This window comes from Streptomyces sp. S07_1.15 (assembly GCF_020739505.1).
Lineage (GTDB): Bacteria > Actinomycetota > Actinomycetes > Streptomycetales > Streptomycetaceae > Streptomyces > Streptomyces xinghaiensis.
Genome location: NZ_JAJBZK010000001.1, coordinates 4709942 through 4725441, shown reverse-complemented (window position 1 = coordinate 4725441; position 15500 = coordinate 4709942). Strand labels below are relative to the sequence as shown.

Below are 15500 nucleotides of genomic sequence, written 5' to 3'. Positions count from 1 at the left end.
CGAACACCGTCACGCGCGGGCGGACCAGGTCACGGGCGGCCGGAAGCGGTCCGTGCCCGGTCCCCAGCCGGCGCGCGGCGGTGGCGGTTCGGCGTCCGGGCCGCGGGCACCGCGCAGCCGTGCCAGCAGCACGGCGGTGACGGCGGCCAGTTCGGCCTCGTCCGGCCGACCCCGTACGACGGTGAGTCGCGTCTCGTTCGCCATGGGTGCAGGGTGCGCCCGGCCGCTCGAACCGCACTTGTGTGCGGAACGCGGGCGAGCCGGGGACGCGTGGTCCCCGGCTCGCCCGGGAGCGGAGGTGCGGTGTGCGGGTGCGGAGAAGAGGCCCGCGGGGCGCGGGGAGTCCGTGGGCCCGGGGCCCCCAGGGGCCCGGGGCCCCCGGGGATCAGTCGGTCGCGATCCGTTCGTACGCGACGTGCCGGGTGCGTTCGACCACGAGCCGGACGGCCGTCCCGGCCTGCCGCGCGCGCCAGTCGGCGAAGCCCGGGTCGCTCAGCGCCCGGTCGCAGGAGCCGGTGTCCCGCCACCACAGCAGGCCGGTGTACCGGCGCGGGTCGATGGTGGAGCGGAGCAGATCGCTGCCGCCGAAGCCGCCGAGCCGCTCGCAGGAGGCGGTCAGCTCCGCGAAGCCCGCCTCGAACCGGCGGTGTTCGCCCACGACCGTGGCATGGACGAGCACCACGTTGGCCGCGCCGACCACCGCGTTCTCCAGGGTCCGGCGGGCGACGCTCACCGCCTGGTCGGCCTCGGTCTCCACCATGGCGCCGAGCCGCCGCACATGGGACAGGAAGACGTCGTCGTGCACCACCGCGAGGAAGCTGTCGAGCCGGTTCCAGTGGCCGAGGTGCACATAGACGTCCGGCCGCTCCACGAGCCGCACGGTCACCAGGAACTCGAAGCCCGGCTGGCGGCGCAGATACTGCGAATGCTCCCTGAACTCCCGTTCGAAACGCTCCACATCCCCCCGGACCGTGAAACGGTTGATCACGGCCAGGGGCCTGCTGAGGTCACGTCCGGGCACGTACGGCCTCCGCGAACTCCTTGGCGTGCCGCAGGGTGGTGGTGCTGTTGGTCCCCAGGGCCCGGCGGACGAGGGCGCGGGCCTCGGCGTACGTGGCCTGCTGCCCGAGGGCGTGCCGCACGCCCTCCGGATCGAGGACGACGCTGTGCCGGGAGGTCGCCCGCACCCCCTCGCCGTGCGGCACGATCTCCCACCGCCCGGTGTGGACGCTCATCGCCACCGGCACCCGGAGCTGCTTGTAGACGATCACGTGGCGGCCGGGGAAGCAGACCCGCGCGGAGGTGGTGTTGTGCACCGAGCCGTCCGGGCTGCGGGTGTCCATGTCCATGCGCTGGATACCCGGTTCGTCCTCGGTGAGCTCCAGGCGGGCCACGTGCGGCAGCCGTTCGGGCCAGCGGTCGGCGCGGTCGAGGAAGGCGTACACGTCCTCGGCGCGGCCGGCGATGTCCACCGAGTCCTCGAAGGTGAGCGCCAGTTCGTCGCGCGCCGCGCCCAGTTCGGCGGCGTTCCGCAGGGCCGCCAGTTCGGCGCGGCTGTTGCGGTCCACGGCCTCCCCGATCAGCCCGACGGCCGCCGGGTCGTCGTCCACGGCGCGGTAGTCGTGCAGCAGGACGACGCGGCTGCCGCCGCCGTCGACCGGCTCGACCCGCCACTCGCCGCCCATGGCGGCCACCGGGTGGGCGCTCACCACCTGGCGGAAGGACACGGTCCGCGCGCTCGCGTCGAGGATCCGGCGGGAGGTCCAGTGCCGGACCCGGTCGCCCGCGAGGGCCCAGATCCGCAGCGTCTGACGGCCGTCCGGTTCCTCCTCCGCCTCGGCGTGCACGGTGGGGCCGAAGACCTGCGGCCATCCCGAGACGTCCGCGATCAGGGCGAAGACAGCGGCCGGGGCCGCGTCCACCGTGACGGTGTGCTCCGTGCGGTGGGCCGCGCCGCCGCCGGCGGCGGGCGTGGTCCTCGTTGTCGTAGCGGTCGTAGCGTTCGGCGCCACGGCGAACCTTCCCTTCGGTCACGCCGTTCGCACGGCGGAGGTTGTCAGACTGCCAGCGGGCGCTGGAGCCCCGGTGGAGCGCGCGTCCCGTCAGGCCCAATCCGGCCGGTCGAGGATGTCCACCACCGCGCAGCCCCAGCTGTAGCCCGCGCCGACCCCGATGAGGACGCAGCGGTCCCCGGGCACGGCCGAGCCGGAGCCCACCAGGTAGTCCAGGCCCGCGAACTGGTCGCCCGCGCCCAGATGCCCCACGGTGCGGCTCCACTCCCAGGTGGTGCGGGCCGGATCGATGCCGTACGGCCCGTAGTAGATGGTGCTGAGGCGGCGGCGGCCGAAGTGCGGCAGCACCACCCAGTCGGCGTCGGCCAGTTCCATGCCGGCGTCGGCCAGGGCCTGTTTGACGACGCTCCGCTGGCCCGCGTTGGCCCGGGTGATGGCGTACGACATGCCGGCGCGGGCCGTGAAGGCGCGTTTGGCCTCCTCGAAGTCGACCGGAATGCGATGGCTGAACGGCGCCTTCCCGAACGGGTCGTCACCGCGGTGCATCGGCTCCAGCTCGGAGTCGGCGAGCACGGCGAGGGACACCAGCCGGGCGTAGCCGCCGCGCCGGGAGAGGACCAGCGCGGTGCCGCCGTCGGCGTACGGGGTGCCGGGGTCGGTGCGCCAGCGGTCGATGCCGGGTTCGCAGAACCGGTCGGCGGTGGTGAGCAGAGCGTCGCAGCGGTGCGGGGCCGCGGTGAGATACGCGGTGGCGAGGTCGAGGGCGGCCATGCCGCCGTTGGACATCTGCCGGATCTCGATCGCGGGGCAGGAGTTGCCGGTCGTCTCGCGCTGGATGTAGGAGGCGACGGGCCACAGGTCCTGGCCCTGGTGGTAGGTGTCGGCGTGCAGGATGAGGTCGATGTCCCCGGGGGACGAGCCGGCCCGCCGCAGCGCCGAACGGGCCGCGGCGACCGCCATCTCGGCCGCCGACTCCTCCGCCGAGTGGGACACCGACAGCACGCCGGTCGCCGACGCCAGCCGGGCCGGGCAGTCCCCGGCGGCCACGGCGTCGGCCACCCGCAGGGATCCGGGCAGCCGGATCCCGGTGCCCCGTATGAAGACGTTCTCCACGCGCACAGCCACTCCCCCTGTCGGTGATCCCGGTCAGCCGGCCGCCGCGCAGCGGGACGGCTCCGCGGCGGCCGGTGCCGCCGTGTCGAGCAGCGCGTAGTGCACCGCGTCCAGCAGGGCGCGCCAGGAGGCGGCCACCGTGTTCTCGTCGACGCCGACGGTGCCCCAGGTGCGCCGCCCGTCGCCGAAGGTGATCAGGACCCGGGCGGCGGCCTCGCTGCCGCGGCCCAGCACCCGTACCTGGTAGTCCGTCAGTTCCAGCCCGGCGAGCTGCGGGAAGAACGGGTCGAGCGCCGCGTGCAGGGCCCGGTCGAGCGCGTTGACGGGGCCGTTGCCCTCGCCCTCCGCGACGAGCGGCACCCCGTCGATCCGCAGCCGCACCCGCGCCCGGGTCGGGGCCCGGCCGGCCGGGCCGGCGTCCACCCGGACGTCCCAGGAGACCACCTCGAACGGGCGGGCGGGGCGGCCGGCGCCGTCCAGTTCCTCGCGGAGCAGCAGCTCGAAGGAGGCGTCGGCGGACTCGAAGCTGTGACCGCGGTTCTCCAGGTCCTTGATCCGGGCGGCGGCCCGCGCCACCGTCTCCGAGCCGGCGTCGACCTCGTAGCCCAGCTCGCGGGCCTTGAGCTCCACCGAGGAGCGGCCGCCCATGTCCGAGACGAGGGTGCGCATCCCGTTGCCGACCAGGGCCGGGTCGATGTGCTGGTACAGGCCGGGGTCGACGCGGAGCGCGGAGGCGTGCAGGCCCGCCTTGTGGGTGAAGGCGGCGGGGCCGACGTACGGGGCGGCCGCCCGGCCCGGTACGCCGGTGAGCTCCGCGACGGCCCGCGCCGAGAGCGCCATCCCCCGCAGCCGGGCGGCCGGGACGACCGGCAGGCCGCGCTTGAGGACGAGGTTGGCCGCGACGGTGAACAGGTCGGCGTTGCCGCAGCGTTCGCCGTAGCCGTGCGCCGTGCCCTGGACGTGGCGGACCCCGGCGTCCACGGCCGCGATGGTGTTGGCCACGGCGCAGCCGGAGTCGTCGTGGCAGTGGATGCCGAGCGGCACCCCGGTCGCCCCGGCGGTGGCGGTGACGACGGCGCGGACGGCGTCCGGCAGCGAGCCGCCGTTGGTGTCGCACAGGACGACGGCCTCGGCCCCGGCGTCGGCGGCGGCGCGGACCACGTCCAGCGCGTGGCCGCGGTCGAGCCGGTAGCCGTCGATGTAGTGCTCGGCGTCCACGAACACCCGCCGGCCCTCCCGGACCAGCAGCCGGACGGTGTCGCCGATCATGGCGAGGTTCTCGGCGAGGGTGGTGCGCAGCGCGAGCTCCACATGGCGCGGGTGGCTCTTGGCCACCAGGGTCACCACGGGGGTCTCCGCGTCCAGCAGTGCGCGCACCTGCGGGTCGGCGGCGGCCGGGACGCCGGGCTTGCGGGTCGCGCCGAAGGCCGCCAGCTCCGCGGTGCCCAGGCGCAGTTCGGTGCGGGCGCGCCGGAAGAACTCGGTGTCCTTCGGTACGGCGCCCGGCCAGCCGCCCTCGATGAAGCCGACGCCGAAGGCGTCCAGGTGGCGGGCGACGGCGAGCTTGTCGTCGACCGTCAGCACCATGCCTTCCTGCTGCGTTCCGTCCCGCAGGGTCGTGTCGTACAGCTGGAAGCGCTGCGCGGTCATCGCCCCTCCCTCACTTCGGTGGTGTCGTCGCCGGCGTCCGCGACCGTCCGGTCACGGTCGGGCGGCCGGCTGGAGCCGTCCTCGATCCGGCCTCGAACGGCGGTACGGGCCCGGCCGGTGGAGCGGCCGGTCCGGCGGCCGGGTCCCGGAAGCGCGGCGCCGGGGTGGCCGGGCCGCTGCGCCGGGCCCGGTGGTGCGGGTGGTCCGCGGCCTCGGCGGCGGTCAGCACCGGGGTGACGCAGGCGTCGGTGCCGGCGAACCGGGCGGCCCAGGCGTCGCGGTCCCGGCGTGCGAAGGCGGCGGCGAACCGCTGCCGCAAAGCGGGCCAGTTGTCCCGGTCCCAGCGGTCGGGGAGGTGCCGCCCGTCCAGGCCGAGCCCGTCGAGCAGGGCGCGGTAGAACGGCTCCTCCAGCGCGCCGACGGCGAGGTGGCGGCCGTCGGCGCAGGCGTAGCAGCGGTAGAAGGGCGCGCCGCCGTCAAGGAGGTTGACGCCCCGCTCGTACCGCCACTGGCCGGCACCGGCCATGGCGACCAGCATGCCCAGCATCGACCCGGCGCCGTCCACCACGGCCGCGTCGACGATCCGCCCCCGGCCGGTGCGCCGGCGTTCGTACAGGGCGGCCAGCACCCCGGCGACCAGGAACATGCTGCCGCCGGCGAAGTCGCCGAGGAGGTTGAGCGGCGGTACCGGGGGCCCGCCCTCCTCCCCGACCGCGTGCAGCGCGCCGCTCAGCGCCAGGTAGTTGATGTCGTGTCCGGCCGTGCCGGCCAGCGGGCCGTCCTGGCCCCAGCCGGTCATCCGGGCGTACACCAGGCCCGGGTTGCGCGCCTGGCAGGGGCCGGGGCCGACACCGAGGCGTTCGGCGGTGCCGGGCCGGAACCCCTCGACGAGCACATCGGCCTCCGCCGCCTCCCGCAGCAGCCGGGCCGCGCCCTCCGGGGTCTTCAGGTCCAGCTCCAGGGTGCGGTGCCGGCCGCGGTCCAGCAGCCGGTGCCACTCCGCGAAGGAGCGGCCGCCGCCGGGGCGGTCGACGCGGACGACCGCGGCGCCCATCTCGGCCAGCAGCAGACAGGCGTACGGGGCCGGCCCGATCCCGGCGAGCTCCACCACGCGGAGCCCGGCGAGCGGGCCGGCCCCGGACACGGCCCCCGGCAGGGCCTCGGTCACCAGGTCACCGGCATCTCGTAGACGCCGTACATGACGTTGCCGTCCTTGTAGGACAGCTCCTGCCAGGGCTTGGCCAGCCGCAGCTCCGGTATCCGGCGGAAGAGGGTGCTGAGGACGACGTCCAGTTCCACCCGGGCGATCTCCGCGCCGATGCAGTGGTGGACGCCGTGCCCGAAGGCGAGGTGGGTGCGGTCGCCCCGGCTCAGGTCGAGTTCGTCGGGGCGGTCGAAGACGTCCGGGTCCCGGTTGGCGGACATGCCGAGCAGGATCATGCCCTCGCCCTCGCGGATGACCACATCGCCGATCTCGATGTCGGCGAGCGCGACCCGGGAGGTGGCGAGGTCGCCGGGGGACAGATAGCGCAGCAGTTCCTCGATCGCCTTGGGCGCCAGCTCCGGGTCGGACCGGTAGGCCGCGAGCTGCTCGGGGTTCTCCAGCAGCGACATGACGCTGAGCGCGATCATCGCGGCGCTGGTCTCGTGCCCGCCGTTCAGCAGCAGCCGGGTCACGTTGCACATCTCGCGCCGGTCGTAGTTGCCCTGCGTCCGGTAGCGGGCGATCATCCGGCTGACCAGGTCCTCCTCCGGGTGCTCCTCCTTGCGGGCGACCAGCTCCTCCAGATACTTCCCGACCCGGACGATGGCGGCGGAGCGCTCCTCGGCGGTGCTGCGCCCGCCGAACAGGATGTCGGTGCAGGAGTGCAGATAGTCCTGGTCCTCGGCGGGGATGCCGAGGATCTCGCAGACGATGGTCATGGGGACCCGCAGGGCCAGCATGTGCACCAGGTCGACCGGGGGGCCGGTCTCCAGCATCCGGTCGATGCACTCGTCGACGATCTCCTGCATCCGCGGGCGCATGTGGCGCACGCGCTGCTTGGTGAAGTCGCCGGAGAGCGCCGCCATCCGGCGGTGCAGGGTGTGCTTGGGCGGGTCCCAGCCGATGAAGGAGCCCTCGGTGCGGAACTGCTGCGGCACGTCGATGTAGTACGGGAATCCCTCGTGCGCCCGGTCGGAGCTGGCGCGGGGGTCGGTCAGCAGCGCCTTGACGTGCTCGTGGCGGGTGACCACCCAGGCGACACGCCCGGTCGCGAGCCGGACCTTCTTGATCGGTTCGCTGGATCGGATCTCCGCGTACTCCTTGGGGGCGGCCATGGGGCAGCCGCGGTGCCAGGGGAAGTCCGGGAGTTCGGTGGCGGCCTGGGTCATCGCGTTCCCTCTCTGTGCGGTGCTCGGTGCGTGCTGGGTGCGTGCTCAGTGCGTGCTCGGTCGGTGCTCCATCGGTGTGCGGACCACGGTTGGCGGTGGCCCTGGAGTGCGGCTGGACGTGCTCTCGAACGGTCAGCGGAGCGGATGGAAGAACCCGCGCAGTTCGTCGACGAGGAAGTCGGGGCGCTCGATCGCCGGGAAGTGGCCGCCGCTGCCGGCGTCGCACCAGTGGCGCAGATCGGTGAAGCGGCTCTCGACCCACGCCCGCGGCATCCGGGCGTCCCGGGGGAAGACCGTGACGCCCGAGGGGACGGGCACCGGGTGCGCGGGGCCGTCGGCGTAACTCTCCCAGTAGAGCCGGGCGGCGGAGGCGGCCGTCGCGGTGAACCAGTACACGCTCGCGGTGTCCAGCAGCCGGTCGCGCGGCACGGCCTTCTCCGGGTCGCCGTCGTGGTCGGTCCACTCCGCGTACTTCTCGGCGATCCAGGCGAGCTGGCCGGCCGGCGAGTCGGTGAGCCCGTAGCCGAGGGTCTGCGGGCGGGTGGACTGGACGGCCGCGTAGGCGGAGCCGGTCCGCCGGAACTCCTCCAGCCGCGCCAGCCCGGCACGGTCCGCCTCGGTGAGCGGCGGCGCGTCCTGCGGGGGTCCGGCGAACGCCATCGTGACGTGCACGCCCGCGAGCCGGCCGGGGACGTGGTGCGCGAGCTGGGCGGTGACGAACGAGCCCCAGTCCCCGCCGTGCGCGGCGAACCGCTCGTAGCCGAGCCGGCTCATCAGCTCCGCGAAGGTCTCCGCGATCCGCTCGACGCCCCAGCCGGGGGCGGTGGGGCGGTCGCCGAACCCGTAGCCGGGCAGCGAGGGGCAGACCACGTGGAAGGCGTCGGCGGGGTCGGCCGGATCGGTCAGCGGCCCGACGACGTCGAGGAACTCGGCGAAGGTGCCCGGCCAGCCGTGCAGGAGCAGCAGCGGCAGCGCTTCCGGGTGCGGGGAGCGCGCGTGCAGGAAGTGCACGCCCAGCCCGCCGATCTCGGTGCGGAACTGCGGATACGCGTTCATCCGGGCCTCGGCGGCGCGCCAGTCGTAGCCGTCCGCCCAGTACGCGGCCAGCTCCCGGACGTAGTCCAGGGGCACGCCCTGCGACCAGTCGTCCACCGTCCCGGGGTCGGGCCAGCGGGTGCGCGCGAGCCGGTCCCGCAGCTCGGTGAGCTCGTCCTCGGGTATCGCGATGCGGTAGGGCTCCACGGGCCGGCTCATGTGTCCTCCACGGTCGGGTCGTCGGCGGTCCCAGACTGCGCATCCGCAGCTTGAGCGGCCCTCCAGCCGCTCTGGACCCCGGTGGGGCAGCCTGCGGAGCACCGAGCACGCACGGATCACCGATCACCGAGGGGGCCACCATGGCCGGCACCACGACCGACGCCGACCTCTACTGCGAGGTGGTGCAGTACTACGCCCGGCAGATGCCGCTGATGGAGGAGGGCCGGATCGAGGAGTACGCCGCGACCTTCACCGAGGACGGGGTCTTCGAGCACGCCATGGGCTGGCGCCTGGCGGGCCGGGAGCAGCTCGTCGAGGGCACGCGGACCGGCGTGGCCCGGTACGCGGGGAAGGCGATGCGGCACTGGTACGACCGCATCACCGTCACGGCCGCGGAGGACGGCGAGGTGCACTGCGGGTATCTCGCGATGGTGAGCCTGGTCGACGAGGAGGGCCGGGTCTCGTTCGAACCCTCCTGCACGGTGCGGGACGTCCTGGTCCGGCGGGACGGCGAACTGCTCACCCGGTACCGCTTCATCCGCCACGACACGGCCGATCCCACCCGGATCTGGGAGGGACGCCTCGCCGAGCGGTCCTGACGGGAAAGATTGCCCCATGACCGACACGCCCGAACTCGACGACCGCGCGCTCAACCGCGCCACGCTGGAGCGCCAGCTCCTGCTGCGCCGCCACGACCTGACGGTCCCGGAGGCGCTGACCCATCTGGTGGGACTCCAGGCGCAGGTGCCCAACCCGCCCTATCTGGGCCTGTGGACCCGGCTCACCCGGTTCTCCCTGGACGACCTGACGGAGCTGCTGGAGCGCCGGGAGGCGGTGCGCGGCGGGATGATGCGCGGCACCCTGCACGTCGTCACGGCCGAGGACTTCCTCGCCCTGCGGCCGGTGCTCCAGCCGGTCTTCGAACGCGCGCAGCGCGGCTTCTTCCGGCGCGCCACCGAGGGGCTCGACCTGGCCGAACTCACCGCGTTCGCGGCGGAGAAGCTGGACGAGAAGCCGCGCAACGGGACCGAGCTGAAGGCCCTGCTGGCGGAGCGCTGGCCGGACCGGGACGCGCGGCAGCTCCTGTACTCCGTGCAGTACCTGCTGCCCGCCGTGTACGTGCCGCCGGGCGGCACCTGGGGCCGCGGCGGCTCCGTGCCGCTCACCACCGTCGAGTCCTGGTTCGGCCGGCCGCTGCCCGCGGAGACGGACCCCTCGCGGATGATCCTGCGCTACCTCGCCGCGTTCGGCCCGGCCTCCGTCAAGGACGTCCAGGCGTGGTCCGGGCTGACCCGGCTGGCCGCGCCCATCCGGGAACTCCGGCCGCGGTTACGGGTGTTCCGCGCCGCCGGCAGCGGCGCCGAGCTCTTCGACCTGCCGGACGCCCCGCGCCCCGGCCCGGACACGCCCGCGCCGGTGCGGCTGCTGCCCGAGTACGACAACCTCCTCGTCGCGTACGCCGACCGGACCCGGGTGATAAGCGACGAGCACCGGCGGATCACCAACACGAAGAACGGGATGGTGGCCGCCACCGTGCTGGTCGACGGCCGGGTCGCCGGGCGCTGGCGGCTCGACCCCGGCCGAGAGTCCACGGCCGTGGAGGTCGAGCCCTTCCGGCGGCTCGGCGACACCGTGCTCGCCGCGGTGCACGACGAGGCCACGGCCCTGCTCGCCCTCGCCGCGCCCGACGCGCCCCGGCACGAGGTCCGGGTGACGGGCGTGGCCGCCGGCGCCTGAGGGCGGCGGAGCGGCCGGTCCCCTGGCGCGCGCCCGGCCGTGCGGCGGGGCCGTCCGGCCGGAGCGCGCGGCGGCCCGGCCCCGGGGGGGACCGGGGCCGGGCCGCCGACGGGCCGGTCTCAGTCCCGGAGCCGCAGGGTGGCGAGGTAGCGGACGCCGGCCCGCTCGACGGACGCCAGTTCCCAGCGGGTCCCGGCCAGGACGCGGCCCAGGTCGTCCGGGGAGATCATGGCGTAGTCGAACCACTCCCCGGCCAGCAGCCGGTCGCGGAGCCGGATCCGGACGAAGCCCTCGGGCCGGCCGCGTTCGGCGTTCCACCGCTCGTAGGCGGCGCGGTCCGGCGGCACGGGCACGTCCAGCCCGTCGCCGAGGATCACCGCGCCCGGGGCGGCCACCTCGGCCAGCGCGCCGAGGGTCTCCCGGGCCTGCGCCGGGGTGCCGAGCAGGCCGGTGCCGTTGCCGAGCAGCAGGAAGGTGTCGAACGGCCCGGCTCCGTCCGGGAGCCGGGCGGGCAGTTCGGTGAACCGGGCCTCCAGCACGTCCAGTCCGCGTTCCCGGGCGACCTCGGCCGCGCCCGGCGAGGAGTCCACCCCCAGGACGTCGAGGCCGGCCTCCCGCAGCGCCAGACCGTGCCGGCCGGCGCCGCAGCCGACGTCCAGCACCCGGCCCCGGGCCCGCTCCACGGCCCACTGCTCGGTGGGCGGCCACTCCCCGGGCGGCGCGAAGTAGATGCCCGCGTCCTGCGCGATGATGAACCCGTCGTCGCGTTCGACGACTTCGAAGGCCAGGTCGCGGGTGCCGCCGCCGTCCAGGCAGCGCCGGAGTACCGCGCCGAAGGGATCGCCGAGCAGCGGCTCGTGGCCGGGGGCGCCGGCGGCTCCCGCGGGCACCGGGCCGGTGGCGCCGGTGGTCCCGGTGGCCTCCGTCATGCCGGTGGTCCCGGTGGCTTCGGTGATGTCGGTGGTCATGGCTGGGTCTGCCCTTCTGCTGTGAATTCGAGGACGGCGACCGTCCAGACGTGCCCGGCGCCCACCCCGTAGAGCAGGACGAGGTCCCCCGGGCGGGGGCTTCCGGACCGCACCAGGTGGTCGAGGCCGGCGATCTGGTCCCCGGCCCCGAGCTGGCCGTGTTCCAGGGCCCAGTCGTAGGTGGTCGCCTCCCGGGAGAAGCCGAGCGGCCCGTAGACGGCCGACTGCGCGACCGGCCCGGGGAAGGTGGTGTGCACGCACCAGCGGATCGCGGACAGCTCCGTCCCGGCGTCCGCCAGGGCGCGGCCGACCGCCTGCTCGGAGCCCTTCCGCAGCCGGGCCAGGACCTCCTCGAAGGCGAACTCGTTCTCCTCGGCGTCGAAGTAGTCCCGCTTGCGGGCCGCGAGATCGACCGGGGCGCCGCCCTCCAGCGGGGCCCGGGTCCACGGCCCCGGGCCGCGGTCGAGGATCTCCAGCGAGGAGTCGCCGACCGAGGCGGTGGCCAGCAGGCGCAGCGGGCCGGGGCGGGTGGAGAGCACCAGCGCCGCGCCCGCGTCGCCGTAGACCATCTGGTCGTCGGTGTTCCACCGGTCCAGGTAGGGGAGGTGGAAGGCGTCACCGGTGGTGATCAGCGCCGCCCGGGCGTCCGGGCGGGCGGTGAGGTGGGAGGCGGCGAGTTCCAGGGCGGAGAGGCCGCCGTTGCAGCCCTGCCGGATCTCGTAGGCGGGTGCCCCGGAGGACAGGACGGCCATCTCCACGTAGCTGGCCGGGGACCAGATGTCGCGTCCCTGGTGGGCCGCGTAGGCGTGCAGCACCAGGGAGATCTCCTCCCCGCGCAGCCCGGAGCGCTCCAGGGCGAGCCGCCCGGCGCGGGCGGCCAGCACCGGCCCCGGTTCGCCGTCGTCCGCCACCCGGACCGCGCGGAAGCCGCTGGTGTCCCGGTCGCGTGCGGTGTAGCGGCCGGCGGCGATCGCCTCCTCGGCCGTTTCGACGCGGTCCGGGAAGCGGCTGCCGAGTCCGGCGATGTAGATCTCCTGCCAACGCACAGTGCTCTCCTTCCAGTGGGCGGGCCGGTCCGGCCGCCGGGTCACCGCGCGGCGGTGTCCAGCAGTCCGGCGAGGCCGGTCGGCGTGGGGGTGCGGTACACGGCCCGGACGGAGATGCGCCGGCCCAGCCGGCCGCGCACCCGCTCGGTCAGCTCGGCGGCGAGCAGGGAGTGCCCGCCCAGCCGGAAGAAGTCCTCGGCGGGGCCGGGCGCCGGGATGCCCAGCACCTCGCCGAAGAGGGCGCACAGGGCCCGCTCGGTCGGGGTGCGGCCGGCCGGTGCCGCGGGCTCCCCCTCGCCCGGTGCCCCGGGGTCGGGCAGGGCGGAGCGGTCGAGCTTGCCGTTGGCCGTCAGCGGCAGGTCGTCCAGCTCCACCAGGACCGCGGGGACCTGGTGGGCGGGGAGCAGCGCCTCCGCGTGCGCGCGGAGGGCCGCCGGGTCCACGGGGTCCGGGCCGGAGCGGGTCACGTAGCCGACCAGCCGGTGACCGCCGGCGTCCCGCCGGGCCACGACCGCGGCCCGGCCGACGCCGGGGTGGCGCAGCAGCGCGGCCTCGGTCTCCCCGGGCTCCACCCGGAAGCCGCGGATCTTCACCTGGTCGTCGGTGCGGCCGGCGAAGACCAGCTCGCCGGCGGCGTCCCGGCGCACCAGGTCCCCGCTGCGGTACATCCGCTCGCCGGGCGCGCCGTGCGGATCGGCGACGAACCGCCGCGCGGTGAGGCCGGGCCGGCCCAGATAGCCGCGGGCGAGCTGGGCGCCCGCGATGTACAGCTCTCCGGTGTCCGCGGGGCGGAGCCGCTCGTCGAGGACATAGCAGCGGGCTCCGGTCAGGGCCGGGCCCAGCGGGGCGGCGGCGGGCCAGTCGGTGGGGTCGCCGTCGAGGGTGTACGCGGTGGCGGCGTGGGTCTCGGCGGGCCCGTAGATGTTGTGCACGCGCAGCGGGCCGGCGGGGCGGCCGGCCGCGAAGGCGCGGATGCGGCCGTCGACGGTCAGCGCCTCGCCGCCCTGGTAGACGTCGGTGAGGGCGGGCAGGTCGGAGCCCCGGGCGCGGGCGGCGGCGAGGAGCGCGTCGAGGACCGAGGTCGGCGCGAACAGCTCGTTCACCCGCTGCCGGTCGCACCACTCGGCCATGGCGTCCATGTCGGTGCGCACCTCGTCGGGCGGGATCACCACCGTCTGCCCGGCGACGAGGGCGGCCAGGATCTCCTGGACGGAGAAGTCGAAGCCGATCGCGGTGAACTGCGCGGTGCGCTTCCCCGGCCGCACGGGCATGGCGGTGCGGTGCCAGTCGAGCAGGTTGGCCAGGCCGCGGCAGGGCATGACGATGCCCTTGGGGGTGCCGGTGGAGCCGGAGGTGTAGACGACGTAGGCCGGGTGGTCCGGCAGGAGTCCGCTCCGGTCGGGGCCGGGTCCGTCTCCGGGGCCGCCGCCGGCCGGCTCCCCCCGCTCTCCCGACTCCCCCCGCTCCCCCGGCTCGTCGCGCAGCACCGGGTGGTCCGGGGTGAGGACGAGGGCGGGGCGGGCGTCGCGGAGCAGGAACGCGATGCGCTCCCGGGGGTAGCCGGTCTCCACGGGCAGATAGGCGCCGCCCGCCTTCAGCACCGCCACCATGGCGACGACCAGCTCGGCCGAGCGGGGCAGCAGGACCGCCACCACGCTCTCCGGGCCGACGCCGCGGGCGGCCAGCCGGCGGGCGAGGCGGTCGGCGCGGGCGTGCAGTTCGCGGTGGGTGAGGGTCTCGTCCTCGTAGACCACCGCGGCCGCCCCGGGGTCACGGGCGGCCCCCTCCTCCAGCAGCTCGGCCGGCATCGGGCCCGTGGACCCGGCCGGTCCGGCCCGTCCGGCCGCCAGGGACGCCGGGCGCTGGTCGGTCCAGTGCTCCTCGGCATGGGCCACGCAGGAGTCGTACGGTCCCGGGCCGTGCACCGTGCGCCAGCCGGGCGGCACGGGCAGCGGCTCCGGCCACAGCGAGTGCCGGCCCTCGGCGTCGGCCAGGACCAGGTACCGGCCGCCGGTGTCCTCGAACGGGTTCACCGGGCCGCCCCCACCGGCCCCGCGGCGAGCGGTCCCGTCAGCAGCGCCTCCGCGGCCTCGTCCAGGCCGGTGCGCAGGCAGGCCGCCAGCTCCTCGAAGTCCTCGTCGCCGTAGACGAGGGTGGGGATGAGCTGGACGCAGCCGGGGCCCGGCTGCACGGTCAGCCCGGCGCGGCGCAGCGCGGCGACCGTCAGGAGCACACCGGGGAAGGGGAGTTGGCCTCCGTCGGTGCCGAGCCGCAGCGCCTGGAAGCAGCCGGCGCCGCCGTGCCCGGTGACCAGCGGGTGGCCGGAGAGCCCGGCCAGGACGCCGGTGAGCCGCTCGCCGGTCCCGCGGGCCGGCCGGGTGCCGTCGAGCCGCTCCAGCTCCCCGATGGACGCGGTGATCGCCGCGCAGGTGGTGGGCGCGGCGGCCTGGGTCTCGCCGTGCACCAGCACCGCGTCGGCCCGCTCGAACTCCTCGCACACCCGGTGGCTCACGAGGACGGCGGCGGCGCCGCAGGTGCCGTTGGTGAGCCCCTTGGAGGTGATCAGCACATCCGGGCGCATCGGCCAGGCCTCGGAGGCGAAGTTCCGCCCGGTGCGCCCGAATCCGGTGGCGACCTCGTCGGCCACCAGCAGGAAGCCGTAGGTCTCCCGCAGGGCGGCCAGGGCCGTGAGCATCGTCTCCGGCAGCGGGAAGGCGCCCGAGCCGAGGACGGGTTCGACGACGACCGCGGCCACCCGCTCGCCCTCGGCGCCCAGCAGCGCGGCCAGTTCGGCCGGGTCGTCGTGGCGGACGTGCCGGACCAGGCTGCGGTCCACGGAGTAGGCGGCCTGCCCGAGATCCTCCCCGGTCAGCCCGTGGGCGCCGTAGGTCATGCCGTGGTAGCTGCCCTTGAGCCCGACGACGAGGCGGCGGCCGGGCTCGCCGCGCAGGGCCGCGTACTGGCGGGCGAGTTTCATGGTGACGTCGTTGGCGGCGCTGCCGGAGGTCGAGTGGATGACCCGGCCGAAGTGCTCCGGGCCGCAGAGCTCGACCAGGGCGCGGGAGGCGTCCACCGCGCGCCGGTGGCTGTTCCGGAAGGCGGGCAGGTAGGAGGCGGTGCGCAGGGCCTCGCCGATGGCGTCGGCGACCCGCGGGTTGTTGTAGCCGAAGTTGACGTTCCAGAGGCCGCTGGTGCCGCAGAGCCGCCACCGCCCGTCGGCGTAGAGGACCCTGGTGCCCTCGGCCCGGATCGCGGTGCGGGCGGGGTCGGCGAAAGAACTCGGCGGGCCGAACTGCTCCCACAGCGGATAGCGGGTCTCGGTCGTCATGCCGTCCTCCTCGGTCGGG

At 75.4% G+C, this 15500-nt stretch carries 14 protein-coding genes; 2 read left to right on the top strand and 12 right to left on the bottom strand.

Annotation, left to right across the window (positions count from 1 at the left end; all coding sequences use genetic code 11):
• Positions 1-9: 9 nt before the first annotated feature.
• From LIX60_RS20365 to LIX60_RS20330, 8 genes are all read right to left on the bottom strand, one after another.
• On the bottom strand, positions 10-204 hold the full coding sequence (locus tag LIX60_RS20365; RefSeq protein WP_227959759.1) for an acyl-CoA carboxylase subunit epsilon: 195 nt from the start codon (positions 202-204) through the stop codon (positions 10-12).
• A gap of 181 nt (positions 205-385) precedes the next feature.
• Positions 386-1021 (bottom strand): antibiotic biosynthesis monooxygenase, encoded by a 636-nt coding sequence (locus tag LIX60_RS20360; RefSeq protein WP_227959758.1) that lies wholly within the window; start codon positions 1019-1021, stop codon positions 386-388.
• Positions 1008-2012, bottom strand: coding sequence for an aromatase/cyclase (locus tag LIX60_RS20355; protein WP_227959757.1), 1005 nt, complete (start codon positions 2010-2012; stop codon positions 1008-1010). Before LIX60_RS20355 ends, LIX60_RS20360 begins: the two co-directional genes overlap by 14 nt.
• Before the next feature lie 90 nt (positions 2013-2102).
• Positions 2103-3131, bottom strand: coding sequence for a ketoacyl-ACP synthase III family protein (locus LIX60_RS20350; RefSeq protein ID WP_227959756.1), 1029 nt, complete (start codon positions 3129-3131; stop codon positions 2103-2105).
• Positions 3132-3158: 27 nt separating this feature from the next.
• The gene (gene cimA / locus LIX60_RS20345; protein WP_227959755.1) at positions 3159-4775 is read right to left on the bottom strand and encodes a citramalate synthase; all 1617 of its coding nucleotides are present in this window, start codon (positions 4773-4775) and stop codon (positions 3159-3161) included.
• A gap of 10 nt (positions 4776-4785) precedes the next feature.
• On the bottom strand, positions 4786-5943 hold the full coding sequence (locus tag LIX60_RS20340) for a CaiB/BaiF CoA-transferase family protein (RefSeq protein WP_227959754.1): 1158 nt from the start codon (positions 5941-5943) through the stop codon (positions 4786-4788).
• On the bottom strand, positions 5940-7148 hold the full coding sequence (locus tag LIX60_RS20335) for a cytochrome P450 (protein WP_227959753.1): 1209 nt from the start codon (positions 7146-7148) through the stop codon (positions 5940-5942). The genes LIX60_RS20340 and LIX60_RS20335 overlap by 4 nt, the downstream gene beginning before the upstream one ends.
• 132 nt (positions 7149-7280) lie before the next feature.
• Positions 7281-8402, bottom strand: a complete 1122-nt coding sequence (locus LIX60_RS20330; RefSeq protein ID WP_227959752.1) for an epoxide hydrolase family protein — start codon at positions 8400-8402, stop codon at positions 7281-7283.
• A gap of 140 nt (positions 8403-8542) precedes the next feature.
• Between LIX60_RS20330 and LIX60_RS20325 the strand changes: the two genes are divergently transcribed.
• Positions 8543-9001 (top strand): nuclear transport factor 2 family protein, encoded by a 459-nt coding sequence (locus LIX60_RS20325; RefSeq protein WP_227959751.1) that lies wholly within the window; start codon positions 8543-8545, stop codon positions 8999-9001.
• Between the two features lie 16 nt (positions 9002-9017).
• On the top strand, positions 9018-10139 hold the full coding sequence (locus tag LIX60_RS20320; protein ID WP_227959750.1) for a winged helix DNA-binding domain-containing protein: 1122 nt from the start codon (positions 9018-9020) through the stop codon (positions 10137-10139).
• A 119-nt stretch (positions 10140-10258) separates the two neighbouring features.
• On the opposite strand, the gene LIX60_RS20315 is transcribed toward LIX60_RS20320, so the two are convergent.
• Genes LIX60_RS20315 through mpaD form a run of 4 tightly spaced genes read right to left on the bottom strand, consistent with a single transcriptional unit; the run spans position 10259 to position 15481 of the window.
• Positions 10259-11107, bottom strand: coding sequence for a bifunctional 2-polyprenyl-6-hydroxyphenol methylase/3-demethylubiquinol 3-O-methyltransferase UbiG (locus LIX60_RS20315; protein ID WP_227959749.1), 849 nt, complete (start codon positions 11105-11107; stop codon positions 10259-10261).
• Positions 11104-12153, bottom strand: coding sequence for a ketoacyl-ACP synthase III family protein (locus LIX60_RS20310; RefSeq protein ID WP_227959748.1), 1050 nt, complete (start codon positions 12151-12153; stop codon positions 11104-11106). The genes LIX60_RS20315 and LIX60_RS20310 overlap by 4 nt, the downstream gene beginning before the upstream one ends.
• Positions 12154-12194: 41 nt before the next feature.
• Positions 12195-14186, bottom strand: a complete 1992-nt coding sequence (locus tag LIX60_RS20305) for an amino acid adenylation domain-containing protein (protein WP_227959747.1) — start codon at positions 14184-14186, stop codon at positions 12195-12197.
• Positions 14183-15481 carry a daptide-type RiPP biosynthesis aminotransferase gene (gene mpaD, locus LIX60_RS20300; RefSeq protein WP_227959746.1) on the bottom strand — a complete coding sequence of 433 codons (1299 nt, stop codon included), beginning with the start codon at positions 15479-15481 and terminating at the stop codon, positions 14183-14185. Before mpaD ends, LIX60_RS20305 begins: the two co-directional genes overlap by 4 nt.
• Positions 15482-15500: the final 19 nt, after the last annotated feature.

Bases quoted from the DNA above. Each gene is read 5' to 3' on its own strand.
- LIX60_RS20330 (WP_227959752.1), bottom strand. From the start codon at position 8,402: ATGAGCCGGCCCGTGGAGCCCTACCGCATCGCGATACCCGAGGACGAG.
- LIX60_RS20325 (WP_227959751.1), top strand. From the start codon at position 8,543: ATGGCCGGCACCACGACCGACGCCGACCTCTACTGCGAGGTGGTGCAG.
- LIX60_RS20315 (WP_227959749.1), bottom strand. From the start codon at position 11,107: ATGACCACCGACATCACCGAAGCCACCGGGACCACCGGCATGACGGAG.
- LIX60_RS20365 (WP_227959759.1), bottom strand. From the start codon at position 204: ATGGCGAACGAGACGCGACTCACCGTCGTACGGGGTCGGCCGGACGAG.
- LIX60_RS20320 (WP_227959750.1), top strand. From the start codon at position 9,018: ATGACCGACACGCCCGAACTCGACGACCGCGCGCTCAACCGCGCCACG.
- cimA (WP_227959755.1), bottom strand. From the start codon at position 4,775: ATGACCGCGCAGCGCTTCCAGCTGTACGACACGACCCTGCGGGACGGA.
- LIX60_RS20335 (WP_227959753.1), bottom strand. From the start codon at position 7,148: ATGACCCAGGCCGCCACCGAACTCCCGGACTTCCCCTGGCACCGCGGC.
- mpaD (WP_227959746.1), bottom strand. From the start codon at position 15,481: ATGACGACCGAGACCCGCTATCCGCTGTGGGAGCAGTTCGGCCCGCCG.